The organism is Yersinia alsatica, from assembly GCF_025133195.1.
Lineage (GTDB): Bacteria > Pseudomonadota > Gammaproteobacteria > Enterobacterales > Enterobacteriaceae > Yersinia > Yersinia alsatica.
This window is the reverse complement of record NZ_CP104006.1, coordinates 2,055,375-2,076,784: the sequence shown is the minus strand read 5'-3', so window position 1 is coordinate 2,076,784 and position 21,410 is coordinate 2,055,375. Positions and strand designations below refer to the sequence as shown.

The following is a 21,410-nucleotide window of genomic DNA, read 5'->3' as shown; positions in this document are numbered from 1 at the left end:
AGTCCCTCCCCTAAAACAGTGCCGTCAATGAAACGTAATCGATTGCGCGGTTAGCCTAATTTTACGCCAATACGGTGTGCAACTTCTTCGTAGGCTTCAATCAAACCACCCAAACTTTGACGGTAGCGGTCTTTGTCCATCTTGTTCAAGGTTTTCTTATCCCACAAGCGGCTGCCATCAGGTGAGAACTCATCACCCAAGACCACTTCGCCGTTGAACAGGCCGAATTCCAACTTGAAGTCCACCAGGATTAAACCGGCATCATCAAACAGTTTGCTCAGCACGTCATTGGCCAAATAGCTCAGTTCTTTCATCCGCGCTAATTGTGCTTCTGTTGCCCAGCCAAAGGTTTTGCAGTAAGACTCATTGACCATCGGGTCATGCATGGCGTCATTTTTCAAAAACAGATCAAACAGTGGTGGATTCAGCGGCAAACCTTCTTCGATACCCAGACGTTTTACCAACGAACCTGCAGCACGGTTACGGATGACACACTCAACCGGGATCATTTCCAGTTTTTTCACCAGCACTTCGGTATCTGACAGCAAACGTTCCATTTGGGTAGGAATACCGGCTTCTTCCAATTTAGCCATAATAAAATGGTTAAATTTGTTGTTTACCATGCCTTTACGATCGAACTGCTCAATGCGCTGACCATCCAGTGCTGACGTATCGTTACGGAACTCCAATACCAATAGGTCAGGATTTTCGGTGGTATAGACGGTCTTCGCCTTGCCACGATACAACTCAGCTAGCTTTTGCATCTTATTACTCCAGTGATATGACAATGTTCAATAAATAAAGGGGCCGCAGCCCCTTTGGTTTTATTTGGTACTTGTAGCACTTGTCTGGCTAAGTGCTGCCTGGAACACGGCGACCAGTGCATCATTCTGCGACTGGGTTAGTGTCTGCCCTTTAGGGCCGATGAACTGTAAGCTACTGCGGTTATCAAGGTCACCGACTTGCAACTTATAATCACCTTCTGGCAATTCAGGGTCTTTAGCGCCCAACGCATCCCAGCTACTGCTGCTCATAGATTTAACGGTAACGTTAATCGTGCCCAGCGGACGGCTACGGTCAGTGACCTTCATGCCCACTTTTTCAAGTGCGGCCGGTAGGCGCTCCCACAGCACAGCATAAGGTGCGCGGACCACTAATTGTGGTAAACCGGTATCATCGCTGCCACTTTGAACATCCAAAGGACCGACTCGACGAGATGCCTGGCTGCTTTCGCTATCAGAACGGACTTTATCCAAGCCTTCTACGATGGCATTCAACATAGCGCCATTGTAACGCTGAATTTCGGTATAGCCGGTAACCGGGTTCCCACCTTGCTGTAGAGCAAGGGATTTGACCACTAGCGCCAACTGATAACCTTGTTCCTGCACACTTATCTGATAACGGCCTTCAAACTGAACGTCTTCATCTGCACGGTTCCATTTGATCCAGTCGGTTGTCAGCGTTTGGCTGGCATCCTGACGGCTGGCTATCGTCCAGTTTTTATCTTGCAGAACGTGGGTAACTTGCGCCCACAGATTACGATTTTGCGGGCTATTTTCTAACAATAGCTTGCTGGTATCGTTAGCATTTTCAGCGCGAGAACCGCTTAACAATGCCAGTGGCTGTACCGGAGGACGGATGTCCAACTGTTTACCCACAGCGCCTTGAGAGTTGACGGAACGGACATCATACTCACCATTTTGCACTGGCAGGATCATCCCTGCCGGTGAGTTCAGCGGCCTTAGCCCTGGAGCTTCAAGATAAGACTCGTCACCGCCAACCTGGCGTTTGTAGCGTTGGTCGGTGGTGCAGCCTGCCAGCAGCATTGCCAGCGAAACACCCACAACCGTTACCACCGTCGACTTTTGCAATGATATTGCCATCAAATTTCCCTAAGAGTTACAGCAAACCTGCGCTTTTCAGCGCGTCTTCCACAATCCGTTTAGCCGGAGAGGTCAACGGGGTCATTGGCAGACGCAAAGTATCATTTGCCATTAATCCCAGTTTCTTCGCGGCCCATTTCACCGGAATTGGGTTTGCTTCTACAAATAAATGCTGATGCAACGGCATCAAGCGCTGATTCAAACGGCGTGCTTCTGCAAAGTTACCTTGTGCAGCCAATGCACAAAGTTCAGCCATTTCGCGCGCAGCAATGTTCGCTGTCACCGAAATAACACCTTTGCCGCCCAGTTGCATAAAGTCCAGTCCGCTCGCATCGTCACCACTGAGCAGGATGAAATCTTCATCATCAACCAGCACTTGGATCTGACTTACACGACTTAAGTTCCCTGTTGCCTCTTTAACAGCAACAATATTTTTAATCTTGGCTAAGCGGGCAATAGTCGGCGGTAACATATCGCAACCGGTACGCGATGGCACATTATAGAGAATTTGTGGCAAATCGGTACTTTCAGCGATCGCTTTAAAGTGTTGATATAATCCTTCCTGCATCGGACGGTTATAATATGGCGTCACCGTCAGGCAACCCACCACACCGGTATTATTAAACCGTTGGGTCAATGAAATTGCTTCGGAGGTGGCATTAGCGCCGGTTCCGGCAATCACCGGGATGCGGCCATCGGCCAGTTCGAGCGTCTGCATGACCACATCAACGTGTTCGTCATGATTCAGCGTTGCAGATTCACCCGTCGTGCCCACGGAGACAATCGCCGCAGTTTTACTGGCTACATGATAATCGATAAGTTTCTTAAGGCTCGCACGATCGACAGCACCTTTGTCGTCCATCGGCGTTACCAGCGCAACTATGCTTCCTGTAAACATCGAACTTCCCGTAAACATTGCCCACCCCCTACTTAAACAAGTTCCTCATGGTACTTTTGACCTCTATCCAAAAGCAAGCAAACAACTGTGTTGTAAGCGCTTGGCAGCAGGTTTTTTTTATGTTTACCATGGTAACCCCAAAGAGCATGACAGGAAGAGCGATTTTGCCGCAGCTTGATGAACATTATCTGGTCATTACCGCACTCGGTGCTGACCGCCCTGGAATCGTGAATACCATCACCCGCCACGTCAGTAGCTGCGGTTGTAATATTGAAGATAGCCGGCTGGCCATGTTTGGTGAGGAGTTCACATTTATAATGCTGCTTTCCGGCAGTTGGAACGCTATTACCCTACTGGAATCAACCTTGCCACAAAAAGGCGCGGAGCTTGATTTGCTGATTGTGATGAAGCGGACCAATGCCCAAAATCAGAAAGCGATGCCTGCCACAGTATGGGTAAAAGTTGAAGTCAATGACTCCCCTCATATTATTGAACGGTTTACCAATCTGTTTCATTGCCACAATATGAATATCGCGGAGTTGGTTTCCAAGACACAACCGGCTGAAGGAGACATTCCTCCTCGATTGCATATCCAGATCAGCGCACACAGCCCCGCCAGCCAAAACAGTTCATTAATCGAACAAGCCTTTTATCAGCTATGTACAGAACTCAACGCGCAAGGCAGTATTAGCGTTGTGAACTATCCACAGCATGACTCACGAATGGAGAGTTAGTAATGAGCCCATTGAAAGCCGGTGATATTGCGCCGAAGTTTAGTTTGCCCGACCAAGATGGCGAGCAAATTAGTTTGGCCGACTTCCAGGGACAACGTGTCTTAGTCTATTTTTATCCTAAAGCCATGACCCCTGGCTGTACCGTTCAGGCCTGCGGTCTGCGCGACAACATGGACGAACTGAAGAAAGCAGGCGTCGAAGTGCTGGGTATTAGCACCGATAAACCCGAAAAACTGTCGCGTTTCGCCGAAAAGGAATTGCTAAATTTCACTCTGCTGTCTGACGAAGATCACCAGGTTTCAGAGCAATTTGGTGTTTGGGGTGAGAAAAGTTTTATGGGTAAAACCTACGACGGAATCCATCGTATCAGCTTCTTAATTGATGCAAATGGTAAGGTGGAGCATGTGTTTGATAACTTCAAAACCACTAACCATCACGATATCGTCATGGATTATTTGCGCCAAAGTGCCTAAGTTATGATGCACTCGCCATTATCCTTCATTGCAAAAAAGAGCGCTTAGGCGCTCTTTTTATTGGCTAAATTCAGTAATTCGGGTGAGTGAGTGCAGCTAACACCGCTGCAGCGGCAAGGGCGCAATATATCCCCAAAGCCATTGCTGTTGCAGCAAGGCAGCCAGCGAACTCATCCCGATGAGCTGACTCCAGTCAGTGATTCGGGTGAGTGAGTGCAGCTAACACCGCCACATCGACAAGGGCGCAATATATCCCCAAAGCCATTGCTGTTGCAGCAAGGCAGCCAGCGAACTCATCCCGATGAGCTGACTCCAGTCAGTAATTCGGGTGAGTGAGTGCAACTAACACCGCCACATCGACAAGGGCGCAATATATCCCCAAAGCCATTGCTGTTGCAGCAAGGCAGCCAGCGAACTCATCCCGATGAGCTGACTCCAGTCAGTAATTCGGGTGAGTGAGTGCAGCTAACACCGCTGCAGCGGCAAGGGCGCAGGGGATAGTTAATTGGCGTCGGGGATAAACTCCTCCGGCCACGCATGAATAACCGCTTTAACCAAGGTGGCCAATGGGATGGCAAAGAATACTCCCCAGAAACCCCACATACCGCCAAAAATGATCACTGACAGAATAATCACCAGTGGGTGCAGGTTCACGGCTTCAGAGAACAACACCGGCACCAGTAAGTTGCCGTCCAGCCCTTGTACGACCAGATAGGCGACAAAAAGAGTCCAGAAATCGGCACCTACCCCCCATTGGAATAGCGCCACCAGCACCACAGGGATAGTGACAATCACCGCGCCAATATAAGGAATCAAGACAGAAAAACCGACTAATACCGCCAGTAATAACGCGTAATTCATGCCCATCACGAAAAACACTAAATACGTGGCAATGCCGACCACCACCATTTCCAGCACTTTTCCGCGAATATAATTAGTAATCTGCTGGTTCATTTCTAGCCACACTTGCCCGGCCAAACCACGATTACGCGGTAAAATACGGCGCACAGCATTCAGCATCTGCTCTTTATCTTTGAGCAGGAAAAACAGCATCAATGGCACCAAAATCAAATAGATTGCCAAGGTCAGTAAGCCGATTAATGAGGCCAGAGAGATTTTAACCACTGACTCTCCCATACCGGACAGCTTGCTGCGCAGGTTTTCTGCCATCATATCGACGATACCGGCATCCACCAATGCGGGGTAACGTGAAGGTAATGTCTGAGCAAATGCATTGAATTTATTGAGCATTTTTGGCATATCTGATATCAGATTATTGCCTTGTTGCCACACTGTTGGTGCCACAACAAATACTGCCAGCAGCATGATACTGGCAAAAACCACCAATACGATACTGGCCGCCCACGGGCGTGAACAACCAACACGCTGTAAGCGAGCTGTCGGCCACTCCAGCAAATATGCCAGTACAATAGCCGCCAACAGCGGAGCTAAAATACCGCTAAAGAAGTAGAGAATGCAGAACCCGGCCAGCAGAATAACCAGTAACGCGATAACTTGCGGGTCAGTAAAACGCCGACGATACCATTGTAACAACAGCTCTAGCATCCGAAATTGCTCCTTAAGTACCGTGAGGAACCCACAAATCGATGAGTTCCTTTAATCGCCCCGAAAAACAGAGGCATAACCCGAAGGTAAGTTTTACGTGTCGGCCGTTATCTTATCGTCATTGCCTTAGGCACCATTCCTTTATATAACTATTCCTTTATAACGATAGGCTGACTAAGATAGTTGCGAGTTTCAGCAACGGATGAAGAGCTTAACCTTTAACCTATTTATGACTATTTTTGTGATCTAACTCGCTTTCGTGATGATTGTACTGGAGAGCAGAGCAAGGAAGAAGAACTCTTACACATCTCGGAGTCTAATTGTCATTACATTAGTAGGGGCAACCTCGTTTATGACATATTGGTTATGTAAAACAAGTCGGTTAAGCAAGACAGTGATCGCCACGCTAATGAGTAGTTTACTGCTCACCGGATCTGTATCTGTTAAAGCTGAAACCCAGACACAAGATTTGCTGCCCGATATCGGCACCTCAGCGGGTGCAACCTTGAGTATTGATCAAGAAAAGGCCATGGGGGATTTTTATGTCCGCCAAATGCGCGCCAGTACCCCGCTGATTTATGACCCGCTATTAACGCAATATATTAATACGTTAGGTAACCGTTTGGTCGCCAACGCCTACTCCGTGCGCACACCGTTTCACTTCTATCTGGTCAATAATGATCAAATCAACGCCTTTGCGTTCTTTGGTGGCAATGTGGTGCTGCACTCGGCCCTGTTCCGTTATACCGACAATGAAAGTGAGCTGGCATCAGTCTTAGCCCATGAAATATCCCATGTAACACAACGTCATCTGGCGCGAGCCATGGAAGAACAGCAACGAATGGCACCGCTGACGTGGGTTGGCGTATTAGGTTCAATTCTACTGACCATGGCCAGTCCGCAAGCGGGTATGGCGGGCTTGAGTGGCACTCTGGCGGGGGCTCAGCAGGGTATCATCAGCTTCACACAAGGCAACGAACAGGAAGCTGACCGCATTGGTATTCAAGTGCTGCAACGTTCAGGGTTTGATCCGCAGGCCATGCCAAACTTCCTGCAAAAACTGGCCGATCAGTCGCGATATGCCTCCAAACCACCCGAAATGCTGCTGACTCACCCCTTGCCGGACAGCCGCCTATCCGATGCGCGTAACCGTGCCAATCAGATGAAGCCGCACCCTATTGCCTCGTCGCAAGACTATCTATTCGCCAAGGTTCGTATTCTTGGCATGTATGGTTCGACTGAAAATAGCCTAACGCCAGACCTGTTAGACACCTTGAGTAAAGGCACCACTCGTGAGCAACTGGCTGCTAAATATGGCCAGGCTATTTTGTGGTATCAAGCCAAAAAATATGATGAAGCCCGCAATCAGTTACAACCACTGTTAGCGCAACAGCCGGGCAATATTTGGTTCCTCGATTTGATGACAGATATCGATTTGGGGCAAAACAAACCGGCGCAAGCTATTGAGCGGTTACAAAAAGCGATCGCAGCACAAAAAGATGAACAGCCGGTATTACAGCTGAATCTGGCTAATGCGTATGTACAGGGCGGGCAGCCGGCTGCTGCCATTAAGTTACTGAACCGCTATACCTTCGCTAACCCAAATGATCCGAATGGTTGGGATCTGCTGGCGCAAGCAGCTGCTGCAATGGGGTTACGCGACCAAGAACTGGCAGCTCGTGCAGAAAGTCTGGCATTAAGTGGTAAATTGACGCAAGCCATTGGTTTACTTAGCGATGCCAGCGCACGAGTGAAGTTAGGGAGTTTAGAACAAGCTCGCTATGATGCTCGCATTGACCAGTTGCGCCAATTGAATGAGCGCTTCCGCAAATATCAGAAGTCTTAAGGAAAGTTACGATGAAAGAGGTCACGATTTATCATAATCCACGCTGCACCAAGAGCCGGGAGACCCTCGCCCTCCTCGAACAGCATGGCATTAAGCCGCAAGTGGTATTGTATTTAGATACCCCACCTTCAGTGGCAACCCTGAAAGAATTACTGCAACAGCTAGGTTTCAGTGATGCCCGTCAATTGATGCGCACCAAAGAAGATCTCTACAAAACACTGAATCTGGCGGATAAGGCACTGACACAGGATCAATTGCTGCAAGCGATGAGTGAGAATCCTAAGCTCATCGAGCGCCCGATTGTAGTTTATCAAGGCAAAGCACGCATAGGCCGCCCACCAGAGCAGGTGCTGGAGATCTTGCCGTGATTCGGGGTTGGTAACTGAGTACAGCAAGGCAGTCAGCGAGCTCATCCCGATGAGCTGACTCAAGTCAGTGATTCGGGTGTGTGAGCGCAGCTAACACCGCTGCGGTGCCACAAACGCAGGGCACCCCAAAGTCATTGGGGTTGCAGCAAGGCAGTCAGCGAGCTCATCCCGATGAGCTAACTCAAGTCAGTGATTCGGTGAGTGAGCGCAGCTAACACCGCTGCGGCGCCAAGGACGCAGGGGGATTAAAGCCCCAGGATCTCTTTCACAAAAGGAATAGTCAACTTACGTTGGGCGGTGATAGAAGCGCGATCCAGTTGATCGAGCGTCGTAAATAGGGTGCGCATTTCTCGGTCCAGGCGTTTTAGCAGAAAACGGCCAACATCTTCCGGCAGTTCAAAACCACGCAATTTGGCACGTAATTGTAAAGCCTGCAGTTTTTCATCATCTGACAGCGGCTGCAATTTATAGATCTGCCCCCAATCAAGGCGGGAAGCTAGATCCGGCAAGCCGAGATTTAATTGGCGTGGTGGACGATCGCCGGTAATTAATAAGCGGGTACGACCAGTTTCTACAATGCGGTTATAGAGATTAAATATCGCCATTTCCCACTGCTCATCACCGGCAATACACTCAATATTATCAATACACACCAGCGCGAGTTGCTCCATGCCATCCAGCACTTCCGGCACAAAATAGGCACGTTTATCTAGTGGGACATAACCAACAGCCTCGCCTTTTTGCGATAACTCAGCACAAGCGGCATGTAACAGATGGCTGCGGCCACCGCCTTCACGCGACCAGAAATAGATATAACTGCCATGAGACTGATGCACAGCGGACTGGATCGCCGCTAATAGGGACGGGTTCTCCCCCGGATAAAAACTAGCGAAAGTTTCATCATCGGGAAGATAGAGTGGCAGTGAAAGCTGTGCCGGCGTATTCAGAAGCACCTCAACCAACAAAACGGGCGGGAAAACATGGCAAGCTTACCACAAAAAATTACAACAGCATAAAAACCTGATCTTAGGCGACAATCTGGCCGAACTGACAATAAGCGCTCGGCCAGATCCCAGTTTATTTCAGCGCGGATTCTTCATCCGGTGCGTCAATAATCTCTTCTTCAGTGCGGATCAAGCTGATCACTTTGAACAATAAGCTCAAGCCAATACCCACAACCGTTGCCAGCGCCATACCTTTCAGTTCAGTCGCGCCAATATTTACTTTCGCGCCACTCACCCCGATGATCAGAATAACAGAGGTTAAGATCAGGTTTTGTGCTTTGTTGTAGTCAACTTTTGACTCAATCAACACGCGGATACCTGAAGCGGCAATGACGCCGTACAGCAGCAGTGAAACACCGCCCATGACCGGGACGGGCACCGCCTGAATCGCAGCAGCAAGCTTACCAATACACGACAGCATAATAGCCAGAATCGCCGCGCCGCCAATCACCCACGTACTGTAAACACGGGTAATCGCCATAACGCCGATATTCTCACCATAAGTGGTATTCGGTGTGGAACCAAAGAAGCCGGAGATAACCGTCGAAATACCATTGGCAAACATCGAGCGATGTAAGCCTGGGTCACGAATTAAATCCTTTTTGACAATATTCGCGGTTACCACCAAATGCCCGATATGCTCGGCAATCACCACCAGCGCCGCTGGCAAGATAGTCAGAATAGCAAACCACTCAAAACGAGGTGTATAGAACGTCGGTAACGCAAACCAGTGAGCATCACGAATTGGGGTTAAATCCACCACCCCCATCACGAATGACAAAGCATAACCAACCAGCACACCAATCAGAATAGGGATAATGGCAAAGAAACCACGGAACAGCACCGATCCCAGAATGGTCACGCCCAGCGTCACCATTGAAATAATGATGGTATTTGAATCGACCGTCACGCCTTCAGCAGGCAGCAATCCCGCCATACCCGCCGCAACACCTGCAAGCTCAAGGCCGATAACAGCCACAATCGCGCCCATCGCCGCCGGCGGGAAGAGAACATTTAACCAACCGGTGCCGGCCTTTTTCACAATCAGCGCCACCAGACAGAACAGCACGCCGCACATGATAAAACCACCCAATGCCACTTCGTATCCCAGCGGAAGTAACAGCAATACCGGTGAAATAAAGGCAAAGCTGGAACCGAGATAAGCAGGGATTTTTCCCTTACAGATAAACAGGTAAAGCAAGGTTCCGATACCGTTAAATAGCAGCACCGTCGCTGGATTGATTTTAAATAGAATAGGAACTAAAACTGTGGCACCGAACATGGCGAACAAATGTTGAAAACTCAGGGGGATCGTCTGGAGCAGCGGTGGGCGCTCGCTGACGCCAATGGTGCGACGGCTCATTATCTCTATCCTCTCAATTAGAATTAGATGGTTATATGATGTTGGTTGCTTAAAAAAAGTTTGCGCTGAAAATCATTCAAAAAAAAGCCGACTATCAAGTCGGCTATCATCGTTTATTTTGTTCCGAAAATCTTATCACCGGCATCACCCAACCCTGGGATGATATAGCCGTGTTCATTCAAACCTTGATCGATGGAAGCGGTATATAACTCAACATCAGGATGCGCCTCTTCGAGAGCCTTGATGCCTTCAGGTGCCGCAACCAATACCAATACTTTAATGCTCTGGCAGCCAGCGTTCTTCAGCAAGTCGATGGTGGCAATCATTGAACCACCGGTGGCCAACATTGGGTCAACAACTAATGCCATCCGCTCATCGATATTTGACACCAGTTTCTGGAAGTAAGGCACTGGTTTCAAGGTCTCTTCATCACGATAGACACCGACCACGCTGATACGCGCACTTGGTACATTTTCCAGCACCCCTTCCATCATGCCCAAACCGGCACGCAGGATTGGCACCACAGTAATTTTCTTACCTTTAATCTGTTCAATCTCAACCGGACCGTTCCAACCTTCGATGGTCACTTTTTCAGTTTCCAAATCGGCGGTTGCCACGTAAGTCAGCAAGCTTCCTACTTCAGACGCCAACTCGCGAAAACGCTTCGTACTGATGTCATTCTCACGCATCAAACCAAGTTTATGTTTTACTAGTGGGTGTTTCACCTCAACGATCTTCATTATTTTTCTCCTGGTTAGGCGACTGGCGGCCAAAAAAATCGCGAGATTATACCGCCTTTTTTTTTGAACGCCACAATGAATAGCCTGATTCAGATCAATAGAAAATCATTATTAAGTCAAGAAAGCTAAAAATCAGGGTGATATCACAAGCTACTCGCAAACGTTTGCCTGCGCTGTTAGAATTGTCGCGTTTTCTTCCTATACCCGAAGTAATTGAAGTTGCAGGTAGGCAGCTAGCAAGCGAATCCTAATGAGCTTACATCAGTAAGTGATTAGGGTGAGTGTGTGCAGCAACAACCCTGCGGCTCCAAGTAAGAAGGGTAAAAGCTCAAACAGCCAACCGCCGTGGGGACCTCGCAGTGACCAACAAAACCTCTCTCAGCTATAAAGACGCAGGTGTAGATATTGATGCCGGCAATGACCTTGTTGATCGCATAAAAGGTGTGGTTAAACAGACCCGTCGCCCAGAAGTAATGGGTGGATTGGGCGGGTTCGGTGCCCTGTGTGCTCTGCCACAAAAATACCGTGAACCTATTTTAGTTTCAGGCACCGATGGCGTGGGCACCAAGCTGCGTCTGGCAATGGACCTGAAACGCCACGATACCATCGGTATCGATTTAGTCGCTATGTGTGTTAATGACTTGGTAGTTCAAGGTGCTGAACCGTTGTTCTTCCTGGACTACTTTGCTACCGGTAAACTGGATGTAGACACCGCCGCCAGCGTCATTACCGGTATTGCCGAAGGATGCAAACAGTCAGGTTGTGCACTGGTGGGCGGCGAAACAGCCGAAATGCCAGGGATGTACCACGGTGAAGATTATGATGTTGCGGGCTTTTGTGTCGGCGTCGTCGAAAAATCCGAAATCATTGATGGCAGCAAAGTTGCCCCCGGCGATGCTCTGGTGGCTTTAGGTGCCAGCGGCCCGCACTCCAATGGTTATTCACTGGTGCGTAAAATTCTGGAAGTCAGCAATACCCATCCAGAGCAGACTCAGTTGGAAGGTAAATCTCTGGCCGACCATCTGCTGGAACCGACCAAGATCTACGTAAAATCTATTCTTAGCCTGATTGAGCAACTTGATATTCATGCCATTGCTCACTTGACCGGTGGCGGCTTCTGGGAAAATATCCCGCGGGTATTGCCACAAGGTACTCAAGCCGTTATCGATGAAACTAGCTGGCAGTGGCCTGCGGTATTTAGCTGGTTGCAACAAGCCGGTAATGTCAGCCGCCACGAAATGTACCGCACATTTAACTGCGGCGTTGGCATGGTGGTCGCCCTTCCCGCTGACTTGGCCGATAAAGCAGTTGAGTTACTGACCGCATCCGGTGAAAAAGCCTGGAAAATCGGTGTGATTGCCGCCGCCGACGAAGGTGCAGAGCAAGTGGTGATTAACCCGTAACATCAGCGATTAATCATTCAGCCATTTAAGATTTTCGCATCGCGAATGAATCCCGATGAGCTTACTCAGGTAAGTGATTCGGGTGAATGAACGTAGCTAACAACCCTGCCGCTTCAAACCTAGGGATACCCAAAGTAATTGGAGCGACAGGTAGGCAGCAAGCGAATGAATCCCGATGAGCTTACTCAGGTAAGTGATTCGGGTGAGTAAGCGTAGCTAACAACCCTGCCGCTTCAAGTACGAAGGGTATATGAAAAAAATAGTGGTTTTGGTCTCCGGCCAAGGAAGCAATCTGCAAGCCCTGATAGATGCCCAGCAGCAAGGGCGCATTTCAGCAACCATTTGTGCGGTATTCAGTAATAATCCGCAGGCTTATGGTTTGGAACGCGCGACGCAAGCCGCGATTCCAGCTCACGCGCTGGATGCTCAAGCATTCTCTGACCGCGCCAGTTTTGATTTGGCATTAGCGCAAGCTATTGACCAATATCAGCCGGATTTACTGGTGCTGGCGGGTTACATGCGGATTCTCAGCTCTGAATTTGTTCAGCATTATGCTGGACGGATGCTGAATATTCACCCTTCCCTATTGCCGAAGTATCCCGGTTTGCACACCCATCGACAAGCATTGGAAAACGGTGATCAAGAGCATGGTACTTCAGTGCATTTTGTTACTGAAGAGCTGGATGGCGGCCCGGTTATTCTGCAAGCCAAAGTCCCGGTTTTCAGTGAAGACACCGAAGAGGATGTCGTTGAAAGAGTGCAAGCTCAGGAACACAGCATTTATCCGCTCGTCGTCAGTTGGTTTACTGATGGCCGCTTAGTGATGCAAGATAATGCAGCTTGGCTTGATGGCAAGCGCTTACCCACACAAGGGTATGCGGCAGAATAATTCGACAAAAATAGATTAACTAAAGGCGCTCCCCTTCCACGGTGAGCGCCTTTTTACTTATTCTTTTGTCATCCCCAACATCATTGGAATTACAGGAAGGCGGTGAGGGAAAGAATCCCGATGAGCTTACATAAGTGAGTGGTGCGCGGCTAACACACCTGTAACTTCAAGTACGAAGGGTATAAGGTTATAATTATCAAGGCAGCAGCCGCTGTCGCCCTATAAGGAATAAGTATGTCTACCAATAGCAGCGTCCGGTTACGCCCACTGGAGCGGGATGATCTGCCGTTTGTCCATCAATTAGATAATAATGCCAGTGTGATGCGCTACTGGTTTGAAGAACCTTACGAGGCCTTTGTCGAGCTATCTGATCTCTATGATAAGCATATTCATGATCAGAGCGAGCGCCGCTTTATTATTGAAGGTCTGGGAGTCAAAGTGGGTTTGGTCGAACTGGTCGAAATTAACCATATTCACCGCCGCGCCGAGTTTCAGATTATTATCGACCCTGCCCATCAAGGTAAAGGTTATGCTGGCTCAGCCGCAAGACTCGCGATGGAGTACGGTTTTTCCGTACTGAATTTGTATAAACTCTATTTGATCGTCGATAAAGAGAATAAAAAAGCGATCCATATCTACAGCAAATTAGGCTTTGAATTGGAAGGTGAGCTAAAACAAGAGTTCTTTATCAATGGTGAATACCGTACTGCAATTCGTATGTGCATTTTCCAGCCACAATATTTGGCTAAATATAAAACGCCATCGATAAAGAGTGCTTAGTCAATTGGGGCCATATGGCCCCAATGTCTATAACCTGAGTTAATTTAACAAATTCAGTAATGTAATATTATCATTTACATTAACTGCGTCTATATTTGATAACAAAAACTCTTTCGCGCCAGCATTGTGGATACTAAAAATATTGTATGCGTAAACAATGTTAATAATATCATCTTCACTCAACGAGTCATTATATATAACAAAGGCGCTGATAACTGATTTAATAATAAAGAAATCAATAGTGTATTTGTAAAAATCCTCGACTAGATTATCCGTATCGTTCAGTGCAAACTGATTATGGTAGAAATTATACTGGAATAAATTACGCAAAATATGTGGGTGTTGATTAAATAAAGGCATAACTTTATCACTCCAGGCAGAACTCAACTGCTTCATCCGCTCTTCCAACTGATTAACATCAACCTCATTCATTAAATGATGAATCAGAAATGCCATATAATTAAACAGGGTTTTCTGCCCCCGATTTTGCAAGGATTTAACCGTACGCCGTTGAAATATCATCAGGAAATGCCATCGTGCATTGGCATTAAAAGGAATGTGGGTCATTTCATTGTGTATGTCTCCAGAAATTAACTTGTCAAGAATAGCCTCATACAATGCCGATATTATTGGTATTTTATCTTCCAGGCTTTTATCTATATCCTGACAACAATGGATGAAAATATTAATAGCATAAACATTTTCTTCAATATTTTGGTTAGGCGTAAGTATTAGTTGATTACAATAATAGTTAATCATCTGCCCTTCAGAATTAATTACTCTCTCATTGAAATAATGTTTCTGGTTTATTACCTCATGATGCAAGCTAAAGGCATTAGGATTAAACAAAACAAGCCGGGTCACTTCCGGGCAGGACAACGTCAGTGTATCGAATTTTTCAGATTGGTACTGATGGTGACTACGCGGATAAGTTGCACAAGTTTGGCTCAATGCTTCGCCACCCAGTCGCTTATGCACCTCACATAATCTTGTTTTATCAAGATAGGGGCAGTTACCATCGTCCTTGAGACGTATTTTAGCCCAATCAGCGGTGTTAGTACGCGTAACTGAAATATTCTTGATTGCTATATTTCTGATCGTTTGATTTTGGCTATTTTTATATTTTCGATAGGTATTTTTATCTATGCTGATATTCCAGCCGTTGCAGCAATGGTCACGACAAGCTGATCCGACGCAACTGAATTTTTTAACAAAGTCGGGCTGAATAATCTGTAATTCTTTCACGAGATAGAGTCCTATTATCACGACTAATTTACAGATAACAAACGACACATTGCCGAGTTAACTTAAGTACTCGGTTAAATTAAATTTTTCAGCCCGCATTCTCTATTACATCAATAAAGATAATATCGAGAAATCCTCTCTCATCGCCAAGGCAGTTAGTTGCTGTATAAGTTGTTGGTTTGCCCTATCTGTTGACTCGCGGCAAGCATGATAGGAATAAACAATATCAATCACATCATCTTCAATAAGCTGACCATTTTTAGCGATATGAGCGCTTATCAATAGTTTTAAATAAAAATAATCAATAAGTTGCAGATTAAACATCGTTGTTGCCGACATGCTACCCATTGCCAATTGATCATGATGAATGCGGTAGAGAAAGTAATGACGAAAGACTAAATTATGATCTATAGCCGAAGACCATATTTGTTGTTGGCATAGATACTTTAGATTATGGTCAGTTAGTTTATTGGTAGGGGTATCCAGCAAGGTATAAACATAGGTTGCAAGCACCTTCTTCCCACGAACATCAGGTAATTGTGTTATAAAATCGCGCAAATAACCCACGAGTTCATGACGAATTAGCGGGTCAAAATCTACCTCCATAAATGCCAGGGCCGCTTTCCCCGACTCAACCGTCGCGATTAATTCTGCTCGCAGATGATCTATTTCGACCATTTTATTTTTGCTCGCATCATGACTGATTTGATGAGTCTGCAAAAAATGACTTATTGCCCACAGGTTTTCTTCAATAGACTCGTGCGAGCAGGCAGCAGTAATCGCAGCGCAAGCTCGATTGGCCAACCGCTCCTCAGTGACGATATCGGGCGCTTTATAATAGTCATATTGGTTGATGGTAGAAAAACGCAGTGTTAATGCATTAGGCGAAAATAATACCTGTCGAGTCACTTCAGGGCAGGAAAGTGACATGCTTTTGATTTTTTGATTCTTATAAACATGATCAACCTGAGGGTAAGAAGCACAGCTATTACTCAATGCATTCGCACCGATATGTTTATAAATCTGGCATAGCCGTTGTTCGTCGAGGAAAGGGCAATTCCCCTGACTATCAGGGGTTATATTGGCCCAGGCAGTCAAGCTAGTCTGTATGACAGAAATTTCGGTAACAGCAATGCGCTTAATATCTAAAAAGGGGCTTTTGATATATTTCTGATAACGGTTTCTATCAAGTATGACATGCTGGTTTTTGCAGCAATGCTCTCGACATGCTGTACTCGCACAGCGAAATGATTCCATAAAATCAGGCTGAGTTATCAGTAATTCTTTCACTTAACGCTTCCATTCAATAGTCACCCATATAACGAGCGGCACATGAAAGTGTAAACTTAAATCGCGTCAGATAAATAAAGTGAAAACCTTAGAAAAGTTTTTTACTGGCCTGCTATATCACACAAAAGAGTGAATCCCGATGAGCTGACATAAGTCAGTGATTCGGGTAAACGAAAGCAGCCAACACACCTGCGGCTTGAAAGATGCAGGGTATTAGCCGTAACGCCCGGTAATATAATCCTCAGTCCGCCGCTGATGTGGCGAAGTAAACAAGGCATCGGTATCGTTATATTCCACTAGCCCCCCTTGATGGATAAAGGCGGTATAGTCTGAAACACGCGCCGCTTGCTGCATGTTATGAGTCACCAAGACCACGGTATATTGCTGCTTTAATGTGGTTATCAGCTCTTCAATGGTTAAAGTTGAAATAGGGTCCAGTGCCGAGGTTGGCTCATCCAATAACAGCACTTCTGGCTCAATGGCAATGGCTCGGGCTATCACTAAGCGCTGCTGCTGACCACTAGAGAGGCGAAATGCATTTTCGCGCAGCCGGTCTTTGACTTCATGCCACAAGGCCGCGGCCCGCAAGGAGCGCTCGACAGCATCATCCAGCACTCGCCGGTCACGGATGCCCTGCAAACGCAGGCCATATACCACATTCTCATAGATTGATTTGGGGAATGGATTAGGCCGCTGGAATACCATGCCCACTCGCCGGCGCAATGCGGCAACATCGGTAGTTTTATCCGTGATAACTTCGCCACCAAGACGAATTTCACCCTCAAGATGGCAGTTATCCAATAAATCGTTCATTCGATTAAAGCAGCGCAATAATGTCGACTTGCCACAACCGGAAGGGCCAATCAGTGCAGTAACACGATGTTTCGGCACATTAAATGAAATATCATGCAGTACCTGTTTGTCACCATAGAATAAATTGAGCTTTTCTACCGCCAGTGCAGTTTGCTCGTGAGTCAATTGCTGTACATCAAGCAGCGGCAGTGAATCCGGCGTCAAAAGTCCCATATTTCGTCCTGCGGGTTAAAAAGTTCAGTCACAGCATCAAACCTCGGTATTTTTCACGTAGATGATGACGAATACCGATCGCCGCTAAATTAAGTCCAACCACAATGATAACCAGCAGTAGCGCGGTGGCAAACACCAATGGCCGTGCAGCTTCCACATTGGGGCTTTGGAAAGCCATATCGTAAATCTGGAAGCTTAAATGCATAAATTTGCGTTCTAAATGCAGGAATGGAAACACCCCGTCGACCGGCAATAACGGTGCCGATTTTACCACCCCAACCAGCATCAGCGGCGCAGTTTCCCCTGCGGCGCGCGCTACCGCCAGAATCAGCCCGGTAATCATGGCTGGAGCGGCCATCGGCAACACAATATGCCACAAGGTTTCGGCTTTGCTGGCCCCTAAAGCCTGCGATCCTTGCCGCAAACTGGCCGGAATTCGGGATAGCCCTTCTTCTGTCGCCACAATCACCACTGGCAATGTCAATAAAGCCAGCGTTAATGCCGCCCATAGCACGCCCGGCGTGCCGAATGTCGGGTTCGGTAGCGCCTCAGGATAAAACAGTTTATCCAGCGAGCCGCCGATAAAATAGACGAAAAAGCCAAGGCCAAATACCCCATAAACAATGGAGGGCACACCAGCCAGATTCACCACGGAAATACGAATCATGCGAGTCAGCCAGTTTTTGCCCGCATATTCATGTAAATATACTGCGGCAATCACCCCCAACGGCATGACCACGATAGACATCAATATCACCATTAATACCGTGCCGAAAATGGCGGGGAATACGCCGCCCTCCGTATTGGCATTACGTGGATTATCAGTCAGAAACTTATGGGTTTGCGCTGCCCAATGACGTAGTTTCTGCCCGAAACTGATATCATTGGGATACCAAGCGAGGTTGATCTGGCTGAGTGAAAGTGGATGCACTTGCCCATTCATATCCCGTAACAGCAGAGTGTAGCGGTTTTGGTCGGTTTGTAGGCCACGCAATTTCGTCATCATTGCCTGATGGCTGCGCTGCAACTCCCCCCACTCGGCATCAAAACGGTCCTGTGATTTGCTGTCAAAGTCGCCAGTCATTTGCAGGCGCTTTTTCTCAAGCCGCAATGCCTCAAATTGTTGATTGAGCATGTTCATCTGGCGGAATTGAATATCTTTGGCTTGCCGGACCAGCGCCTGTATCACCGGAATTCGCTTTTGCAGCTCTTGGGCTAAGTCATTGCCCACCAACGGCTGGCCGTTATCCAGCATCCCGGCCAAGAAGCCATAAGCCGTACCATTGTGCTGACGATCCAATACCAGCAAGTCTTTAGGTTGGCTGCGCTGCTGAATATCGCTGTCCAGTAACCGGTGAAAGTCTTGCCCTTGCACCTCGCGATTACCGGTTTTAATCAGATAGCGAGTCACTGTGTCACCCGCCTCTGGCGGCAAAGTCACTCCAGCCTGCTCTAATTGTTGACGTGACAGTGACTGCTGTTGATAAATCTCTCCAATGACTCTCACCGGGCCAGCAGCAGTTTGCTTAAGTTCAAACAGGTAAACCGGGCTAGGCCAGAAATAGCGCATCCCTTGCCCGGCTAATAATAAGACCACACCCAGCAAGGCCAACAGACTGATACTGACAGCGCCAGCCGTCAGCCAGACCCATGGCGAGCCCGATGCAAACCATTTTTTGGTAAAGCTGGACTTTACTGCGGCTGTCATCACGCAATCTGCTCCGTCTGATAGCGTTCACGCAACCGCAGGCGAATGGATTCGGCGAGCGTATTGACTAAGAACGTGAAACAAAACAGAACCAATGCCGTCAAGAACAGCACCCGATAATGCCCACTCCCCATCACCGCTTCCGGCATCTCAATAGCAATGTTGGCGGCCATCGCCCGTAACCCCTGGAAAATACTGCCATCAATGATAGGTGTATTCCCGGTAGCCATCAGCACAATCATGGTCTCGCCCACGGCACGGCCAAAACCAATCATCAGTGCAGAGAAGATACCGGCGTAAGCCGAAGGCAGCACGACACGAATCACGGTCTGCCAAGGGGTGGCCCCCAGCGCCAACGAGCCCTGACTTAGCGACGATGGCACACTGAATAAAGCATCTTCGGCTAGCGAGAAAATCACCGGAATCAGAGCAAATCCCATGGCGATACCCACCACTAAAGCATTGCGCTGGTCATAGTTATCCCCCAACCATTCATGCAATGGCATCCCCAGCACCGATACCGCCAACAGTGGCCCTAGCCACAATGCCAACCACCCGGTTAGCAGGATGACGGGCAGTAATACCATCACATCCCAGCCCGCAGGCCACTGTCGCTGTGTTTTTGCCGACAAGCGGGCACTGCCCCAACCGCACAATAAAATAGTCAGCGCCAATAATGGCGGCAGCAATAGAATGCCAGTCAGATAATGTTCAATTACCGGAGCCAGCCAAATACCGGCAATCAAACCGATAACCACCGTCGGGAATGCGCCCATCATCTCAATGGCCGGTTTAACCACGCGGCGCAAGCCCGCCGACATGAAATAAGCCGTATAAATTGCTCCTGCCAATGCCAGTGGCACGGCGAATAACATGGCGTAACCTGCTGCTTTTAAGGTACCGAAGATAATCGGTATCAGGCTGAATTTGGCTTGATAACTCTCTTCTGCTGAGCTTGACTGCCAGACATAGGCCGGTTCGGGATAATTTTCGTACCATACTCGCTGCCATAGACTGCGCCAGCTGATGTCAGGGTAGCGATTATCGATGGGATAAGCTGACCAACCGGCGGCATTCTCCACCAGCAAGTGATCCCCCCAAGGAGAGAACGCTGCATGGGTCACTCCCTGCGCCAGTTTATGTTGCAGTAGTGGTGCTGACTGAATACTGGAGAACAGTGACAATTCACCTAGTGGTGATACTGAAGCAAATACCCGACGTGCGTTTTCGGTCGTTAGTAAGCCCTTACCTTGGGGGGTAAAGTTGCGAATTCGCGTCAAATGGTATTGATTGTCTGGCTCTTTTGGCACATCAAACCATTGGGTTAATTGCCCATCCGAGGATTGCACCAGTAGCGATTTCCCGCCCGCCAATAAAGAGAGGCTCAGTGGCCCGGTGGCGCGAGATTTGTCATCAAGCAAAGGGACGACTTCACGCAGTGTCAGCTTAGGGCCGAATTGATAGATATACAGTTGCTGACCGGAGAGGAGATAAAGCAAACGCCCGTCTGGCGTTAGTAACAGTTGATTGATGGCCTTGGGCACATCCGTCTGTTCGCTGACTTGCTGCCCTTGCGCGCTAAACGTCCCGGTCATCAAGCGGCCATCATCAGTAACCGCCGCGATGGCAAATTGCCGTGGTTGCGGCTCAGCCACCGCCAATTGATTCAGACGTTGGCCTTTCAAATCCATAAAGCGCGGTTGTTCACCTAGCGGAAATTGCCAAACTGGCGGTGTGGCGGAAAAATCGGGTTGCAGCAGAAGAAAACGGCCATTACTCAGGCCAACACCATACAAAGGCTGCCCACCCACCGCGCGGCTGATTGACACTGGCGCAGGCGCTAACTGTTGCGCACTAATTAAGCTCCCGGCAGGAGATTCCCCCTGAGCTTCGAGGCGAATAAAATAGCCTTTGCCTTGTGCATCCAGGCGATATCCTATCTGCCCCGAGGCATCAATCCCCAGAGCAATGGTGGGCGCGCTACGATCTACAGCAAAGGATGGGGATAAATTGATGGCGGCGGGCTTAAACAGAGGCAAAACGGCGTACAATAAATAAACGAAAATCAGCATTAAGGTCAGCAAAACCAACAAGCCGCTGCTTGTTACTATCATGCGCACCAGACGTTCAATGACAGCCCGGCGCTTATCTCTCCCTGATGGTCTCACTACGCCCGCTTGCTGCATAATCTTCG

The 21,410-nt window shown here is 48.1% G+C and carries 23 protein-coding genes; 11 read left to right on the top strand and 12 right to left on the bottom strand.

Annotation, left to right across the window (positions count from 1 at the left end; all coding sequences use genetic code 11):
- Positions 1–50: 50 nt before the first annotated feature.
- Genes purC through dapA form a run of 3 tightly spaced genes read right to left on the bottom strand, consistent with a single transcriptional unit; the run spans position 51 to position 2,781 of the window.
- A complete protein-coding gene (purC, locus tag N0H69_RS09165) occupies positions 51–764 on the bottom strand; it encodes a phosphoribosylaminoimidazolesuccinocarboxamide synthase (RefSeq protein ID WP_050151924.1) in 714 nt (237 codons plus the stop codon).
- A gap of 60 nt (positions 765–824) precedes the next feature.
- Entirely contained in the window at positions 825–1,883 is a 1,059-nt protein-coding gene (gene bamC, locus N0H69_RS09160) for an outer membrane protein assembly factor BamC (RefSeq protein ID WP_050111242.1), read from the bottom strand.
- Between the two features lie 16 nt (positions 1,884–1,899).
- Entirely contained in the window at positions 1,900–2,781 is an 882-nt protein-coding gene (gene dapA / locus N0H69_RS09155; RefSeq protein ID WP_050111243.1) for a 4-hydroxy-tetrahydrodipicolinate synthase, read from the bottom strand.
- A 164-nt stretch (positions 2,782–2,945) separates the two neighbouring features.
- Here dapA and N0H69_RS09150 point away from each other — a divergent pair, with 164 nt between their 5' ends.
- The 5 genes from N0H69_RS09150 (at position 2,946) to N0H69_RS09130 (ending at position 4,447) form a co-directional block, all read left to right on the top strand.
- A complete protein-coding gene (locus N0H69_RS09150; RefSeq protein ID WP_050101448.1) occupies positions 2,946–3,515 on the top strand; it encodes a glycine cleavage system transcriptional repressor in 570 nt (189 codons plus the stop codon).
- 2 nt (positions 3,516–3,517) lie between these two features.
- Positions 3,518–3,988, top strand: a complete 471-nt coding sequence (bcp, locus tag N0H69_RS09145) for a thioredoxin-dependent thiol peroxidase (protein ID WP_050111244.1) — start codon at positions 3,518–3,520, stop codon at positions 3,986–3,988.
- Positions 3,989–4,078: 90 nt separating this feature from the next.
- Positions 4,079–4,201 (top strand): hypothetical protein, encoded by a 123-nt coding sequence (locus tag N0H69_RS09140; protein ID WP_259705580.1) that lies wholly within the window; start codon positions 4,079–4,081, stop codon positions 4,199–4,201.
- Positions 4,202–4,324 (top strand): hypothetical protein, encoded by a 123-nt coding sequence (locus N0H69_RS09135; protein WP_259705579.1) that lies wholly within the window; start codon positions 4,202–4,204, stop codon positions 4,322–4,324.
- Entirely contained in the window at positions 4,325–4,447 is a 123-nt protein-coding gene (locus tag N0H69_RS09130; protein WP_259705579.1) for a hypothetical protein, read from the top strand.
- A 42-nt stretch (positions 4,448–4,489) separates the two neighbouring features.
- Here N0H69_RS09130 and N0H69_RS09125 read toward each other — a convergent pair whose 3' ends face one another.
- On the bottom strand, positions 4,490–5,554 hold the full coding sequence (locus N0H69_RS09125; RefSeq protein WP_050111092.1) for an AI-2E family transporter: 1,065 nt from the start codon (positions 5,552–5,554) through the stop codon (positions 4,490–4,492).
- 352 nt (positions 5,555–5,906) lie between these two features.
- On the opposite strand from N0H69_RS09125, the gene bepA reads away from it, so the two are divergent.
- The 3 genes from bepA (at position 5,907) to N0H69_RS09110 (ending at position 7,983) form a co-directional block, all read left to right on the top strand.
- Positions 5,907–7,400, top strand: a complete 1,494-nt coding sequence (gene bepA / locus N0H69_RS09120; protein WP_050111093.1) for a beta-barrel assembly-enhancing protease — start codon at positions 5,907–5,909, stop codon at positions 7,398–7,400.
- 11 nt (positions 7,401–7,411) lie between these two features.
- On the top strand, positions 7,412–7,768 hold the full coding sequence (gene arsC / locus N0H69_RS09115) for an arsenate reductase (glutaredoxin) (protein ID WP_050152519.1): 357 nt from the start codon (positions 7,412–7,414) through the stop codon (positions 7,766–7,768).
- Between the two features lie 80 nt (positions 7,769–7,848).
- Positions 7,849–7,983, top strand: a complete 135-nt coding sequence (locus N0H69_RS09110) for a hypothetical protein (protein ID WP_259705578.1) — start codon at positions 7,849–7,851, stop codon at positions 7,981–7,983.
- Between the two features lie 30 nt (positions 7,984–8,013).
- On the opposite strand, the gene hda is transcribed toward N0H69_RS09110, so the two are convergent.
- The 3 genes from hda to upp all read right to left on the bottom strand — a co-directional run bounded on the left by hda (position 8,014) and on the right by upp (position 10,875).
- Positions 8,014–8,721, bottom strand: coding sequence for a DnaA inactivator Hda (gene hda / locus N0H69_RS09105; protein WP_032910750.1), 708 nt, complete (start codon positions 8,719–8,721; stop codon positions 8,014–8,016).
- A gap of 124 nt (positions 8,722–8,845) precedes the next feature.
- The gene (gene uraA, locus N0H69_RS09100; protein WP_050111095.1) at positions 8,846–10,135 is read right to left on the bottom strand and encodes a uracil permease; all 1,290 of its coding nucleotides are present in this window, start codon (positions 10,133–10,135) and stop codon (positions 8,846–8,848) included.
- A gap of 113 nt (positions 10,136–10,248) precedes the next feature.
- On the bottom strand, positions 10,249–10,875 hold the full coding sequence (upp, locus tag N0H69_RS09095; protein WP_050152518.1) for a uracil phosphoribosyltransferase: 627 nt from the start codon (positions 10,873–10,875) through the stop codon (positions 10,249–10,251).
- Between the two features lie 359 nt (positions 10,876–11,234).
- On the opposite strand from upp, the gene purM reads away from it, so the two are divergent.
- From purM to speG, 3 genes are all read left to right on the top strand, one after another.
- Positions 11,235–12,278, top strand: coding sequence for a phosphoribosylformylglycinamidine cyclo-ligase (purM, locus tag N0H69_RS09090; protein WP_050152516.1), 1,044 nt, complete (start codon positions 11,235–11,237; stop codon positions 12,276–12,278).
- A gap of 250 nt (positions 12,279–12,528) precedes the next feature.
- Complete coding sequence (purN, locus tag N0H69_RS09085) at positions 12,529–13,167, top strand: phosphoribosylglycinamide formyltransferase (RefSeq protein ID WP_050136558.1); 639 nt, start codon at positions 12,529–12,531, stop codon at positions 13,165–13,167.
- Positions 13,168–13,401: 234 nt separating this feature from the next.
- Complete coding sequence (gene speG / locus N0H69_RS09080) at positions 13,402–13,947, top strand: spermidine N1-acetyltransferase (RefSeq protein WP_050111104.1); 546 nt, start codon at positions 13,402–13,404, stop codon at positions 13,945–13,947.
- 39 nt (positions 13,948–13,986) lie between these two features.
- Here the strand turns inward: speG and fliB (N0H69_RS09075) are convergent, their stop codons facing one another.
- From fliB (N0H69_RS09075) to N0H69_RS09055, 5 genes are all read right to left on the bottom strand, one after another.
- On the bottom strand, positions 13,987–15,192 hold the full coding sequence (fliB, locus tag N0H69_RS09075) for a flagellin lysine-N-methylase (RefSeq protein WP_050152515.1): 1,206 nt from the start codon (positions 15,190–15,192) through the stop codon (positions 13,987–13,989).
- A gap of 105 nt (positions 15,193–15,297) precedes the next feature.
- Entirely contained in the window at positions 15,298–16,482 is a 1,185-nt protein-coding gene (fliB, locus tag N0H69_RS09070; RefSeq protein WP_072077766.1) for a flagellin lysine-N-methylase, read from the bottom strand.
- Positions 16,483–16,695: 213 nt separating this feature from the next.
- Positions 16,696–17,508 carry a phosphate ABC transporter ATP-binding protein PstB gene (gene pstB, locus N0H69_RS09065; protein ID WP_050111106.1) on the bottom strand — a complete coding sequence of 271 codons (813 nt, stop codon included), beginning with the start codon at positions 17,506–17,508 and terminating at the stop codon, positions 16,696–16,698.
- A 28-nt stretch (positions 17,509–17,536) separates the two neighbouring features.
- Positions 17,537–19,216 carry a phosphate ABC transporter permease PstA gene (gene pstA, locus N0H69_RS09060; protein ID WP_050152514.1) on the bottom strand — a complete coding sequence of 560 codons (1,680 nt, stop codon included), beginning with the start codon at positions 19,214–19,216 and terminating at the stop codon, positions 17,537–17,539.
- Positions 19,216–21,402 carry an ABC transporter permease subunit gene (locus N0H69_RS09055; RefSeq protein WP_050152521.1) on the bottom strand — a complete coding sequence of 729 codons (2,187 nt, stop codon included), beginning with the start codon at positions 21,400–21,402 and terminating at the stop codon, positions 19,216–19,218. Before N0H69_RS09055 ends, pstA begins: the two co-directional genes overlap by 1 nt.
- Between the last annotated feature and the right edge of the window lie 8 nt (positions 21,403–21,410).

Excerpts from the sequence above, each read along its gene's own strand:
- purC (WP_050151924.1), bottom strand. The coding sequence starts at position 764 with ATGCAAAAGCTAGCTGAGTTGTATCGTGGCAAGGCGAAGACCGTCTAT.
- bepA (WP_050111093.1), top strand. The coding sequence starts at position 5,907 with ATGACATATTGGTTATGTAAAACAAGTCGGTTAAGCAAGACAGTGATC.
- arsC (WP_050152519.1), top strand. The coding sequence starts at position 7,412 with ATGAAAGAGGTCACGATTTATCATAATCCACGCTGCACCAAGAGCCGG.
- pstA (WP_050152514.1), bottom strand. The coding sequence starts at position 19,216 with ATGACAGCCGCAGTAAAGTCCAGCTTTACCAAAAAATGGTTTGCATCG.
- bcp (WP_050111244.1), top strand. The coding sequence starts at position 3,518 with ATGAGCCCATTGAAAGCCGGTGATATTGCGCCGAAGTTTAGTTTGCCC.
- uraA (WP_050111095.1), bottom strand. The coding sequence starts at position 10,135 with ATGAGCCGTCGCACCATTGGCGTCAGCGAGCGCCCACCGCTGCTCCAG.
- bamC (WP_050111242.1), bottom strand. The coding sequence starts at position 1,883 with ATGGCAATATCATTGCAAAAGTCGACGGTGGTAACGGTTGTGGGTGTT.
- purN (WP_050136558.1), top strand. The coding sequence starts at position 12,529 with ATGAAAAAAATAGTGGTTTTGGTCTCCGGCCAAGGAAGCAATCTGCAA.
- pstB (WP_050111106.1), bottom strand. The coding sequence starts at position 17,508 with ATGGGACTTTTGACGCCGGATTCACTGCCGCTGCTTGATGTACAGCAA.
- N0H69_RS09125 (WP_050111092.1), bottom strand. The coding sequence starts at position 5,554 with ATGCTAGAGCTGTTGTTACAATGGTATCGTCGGCGTTTTACTGACCCG.
- N0H69_RS09055 (WP_050152521.1), bottom strand. The coding sequence starts at position 21,402 with ATGCAGCAAGCGGGCGTAGTGAGACCATCAGGGAGAGATAAGCGCCGG.
- dapA (WP_050111243.1), bottom strand. The coding sequence starts at position 2,781 with ATGTTTACAGGAAGCATAGTTGCGCTGGTAACGCCGATGGACGACAAA.
- speG (WP_050111104.1), top strand. The coding sequence starts at position 13,402 with ATGTCTACCAATAGCAGCGTCCGGTTACGCCCACTGGAGCGGGATGAT.
- upp (WP_050152518.1), bottom strand. The coding sequence starts at position 10,875 with ATGAAGATCGTTGAGGTGAAACACCCACTAGTAAAACATAAACTTGGT.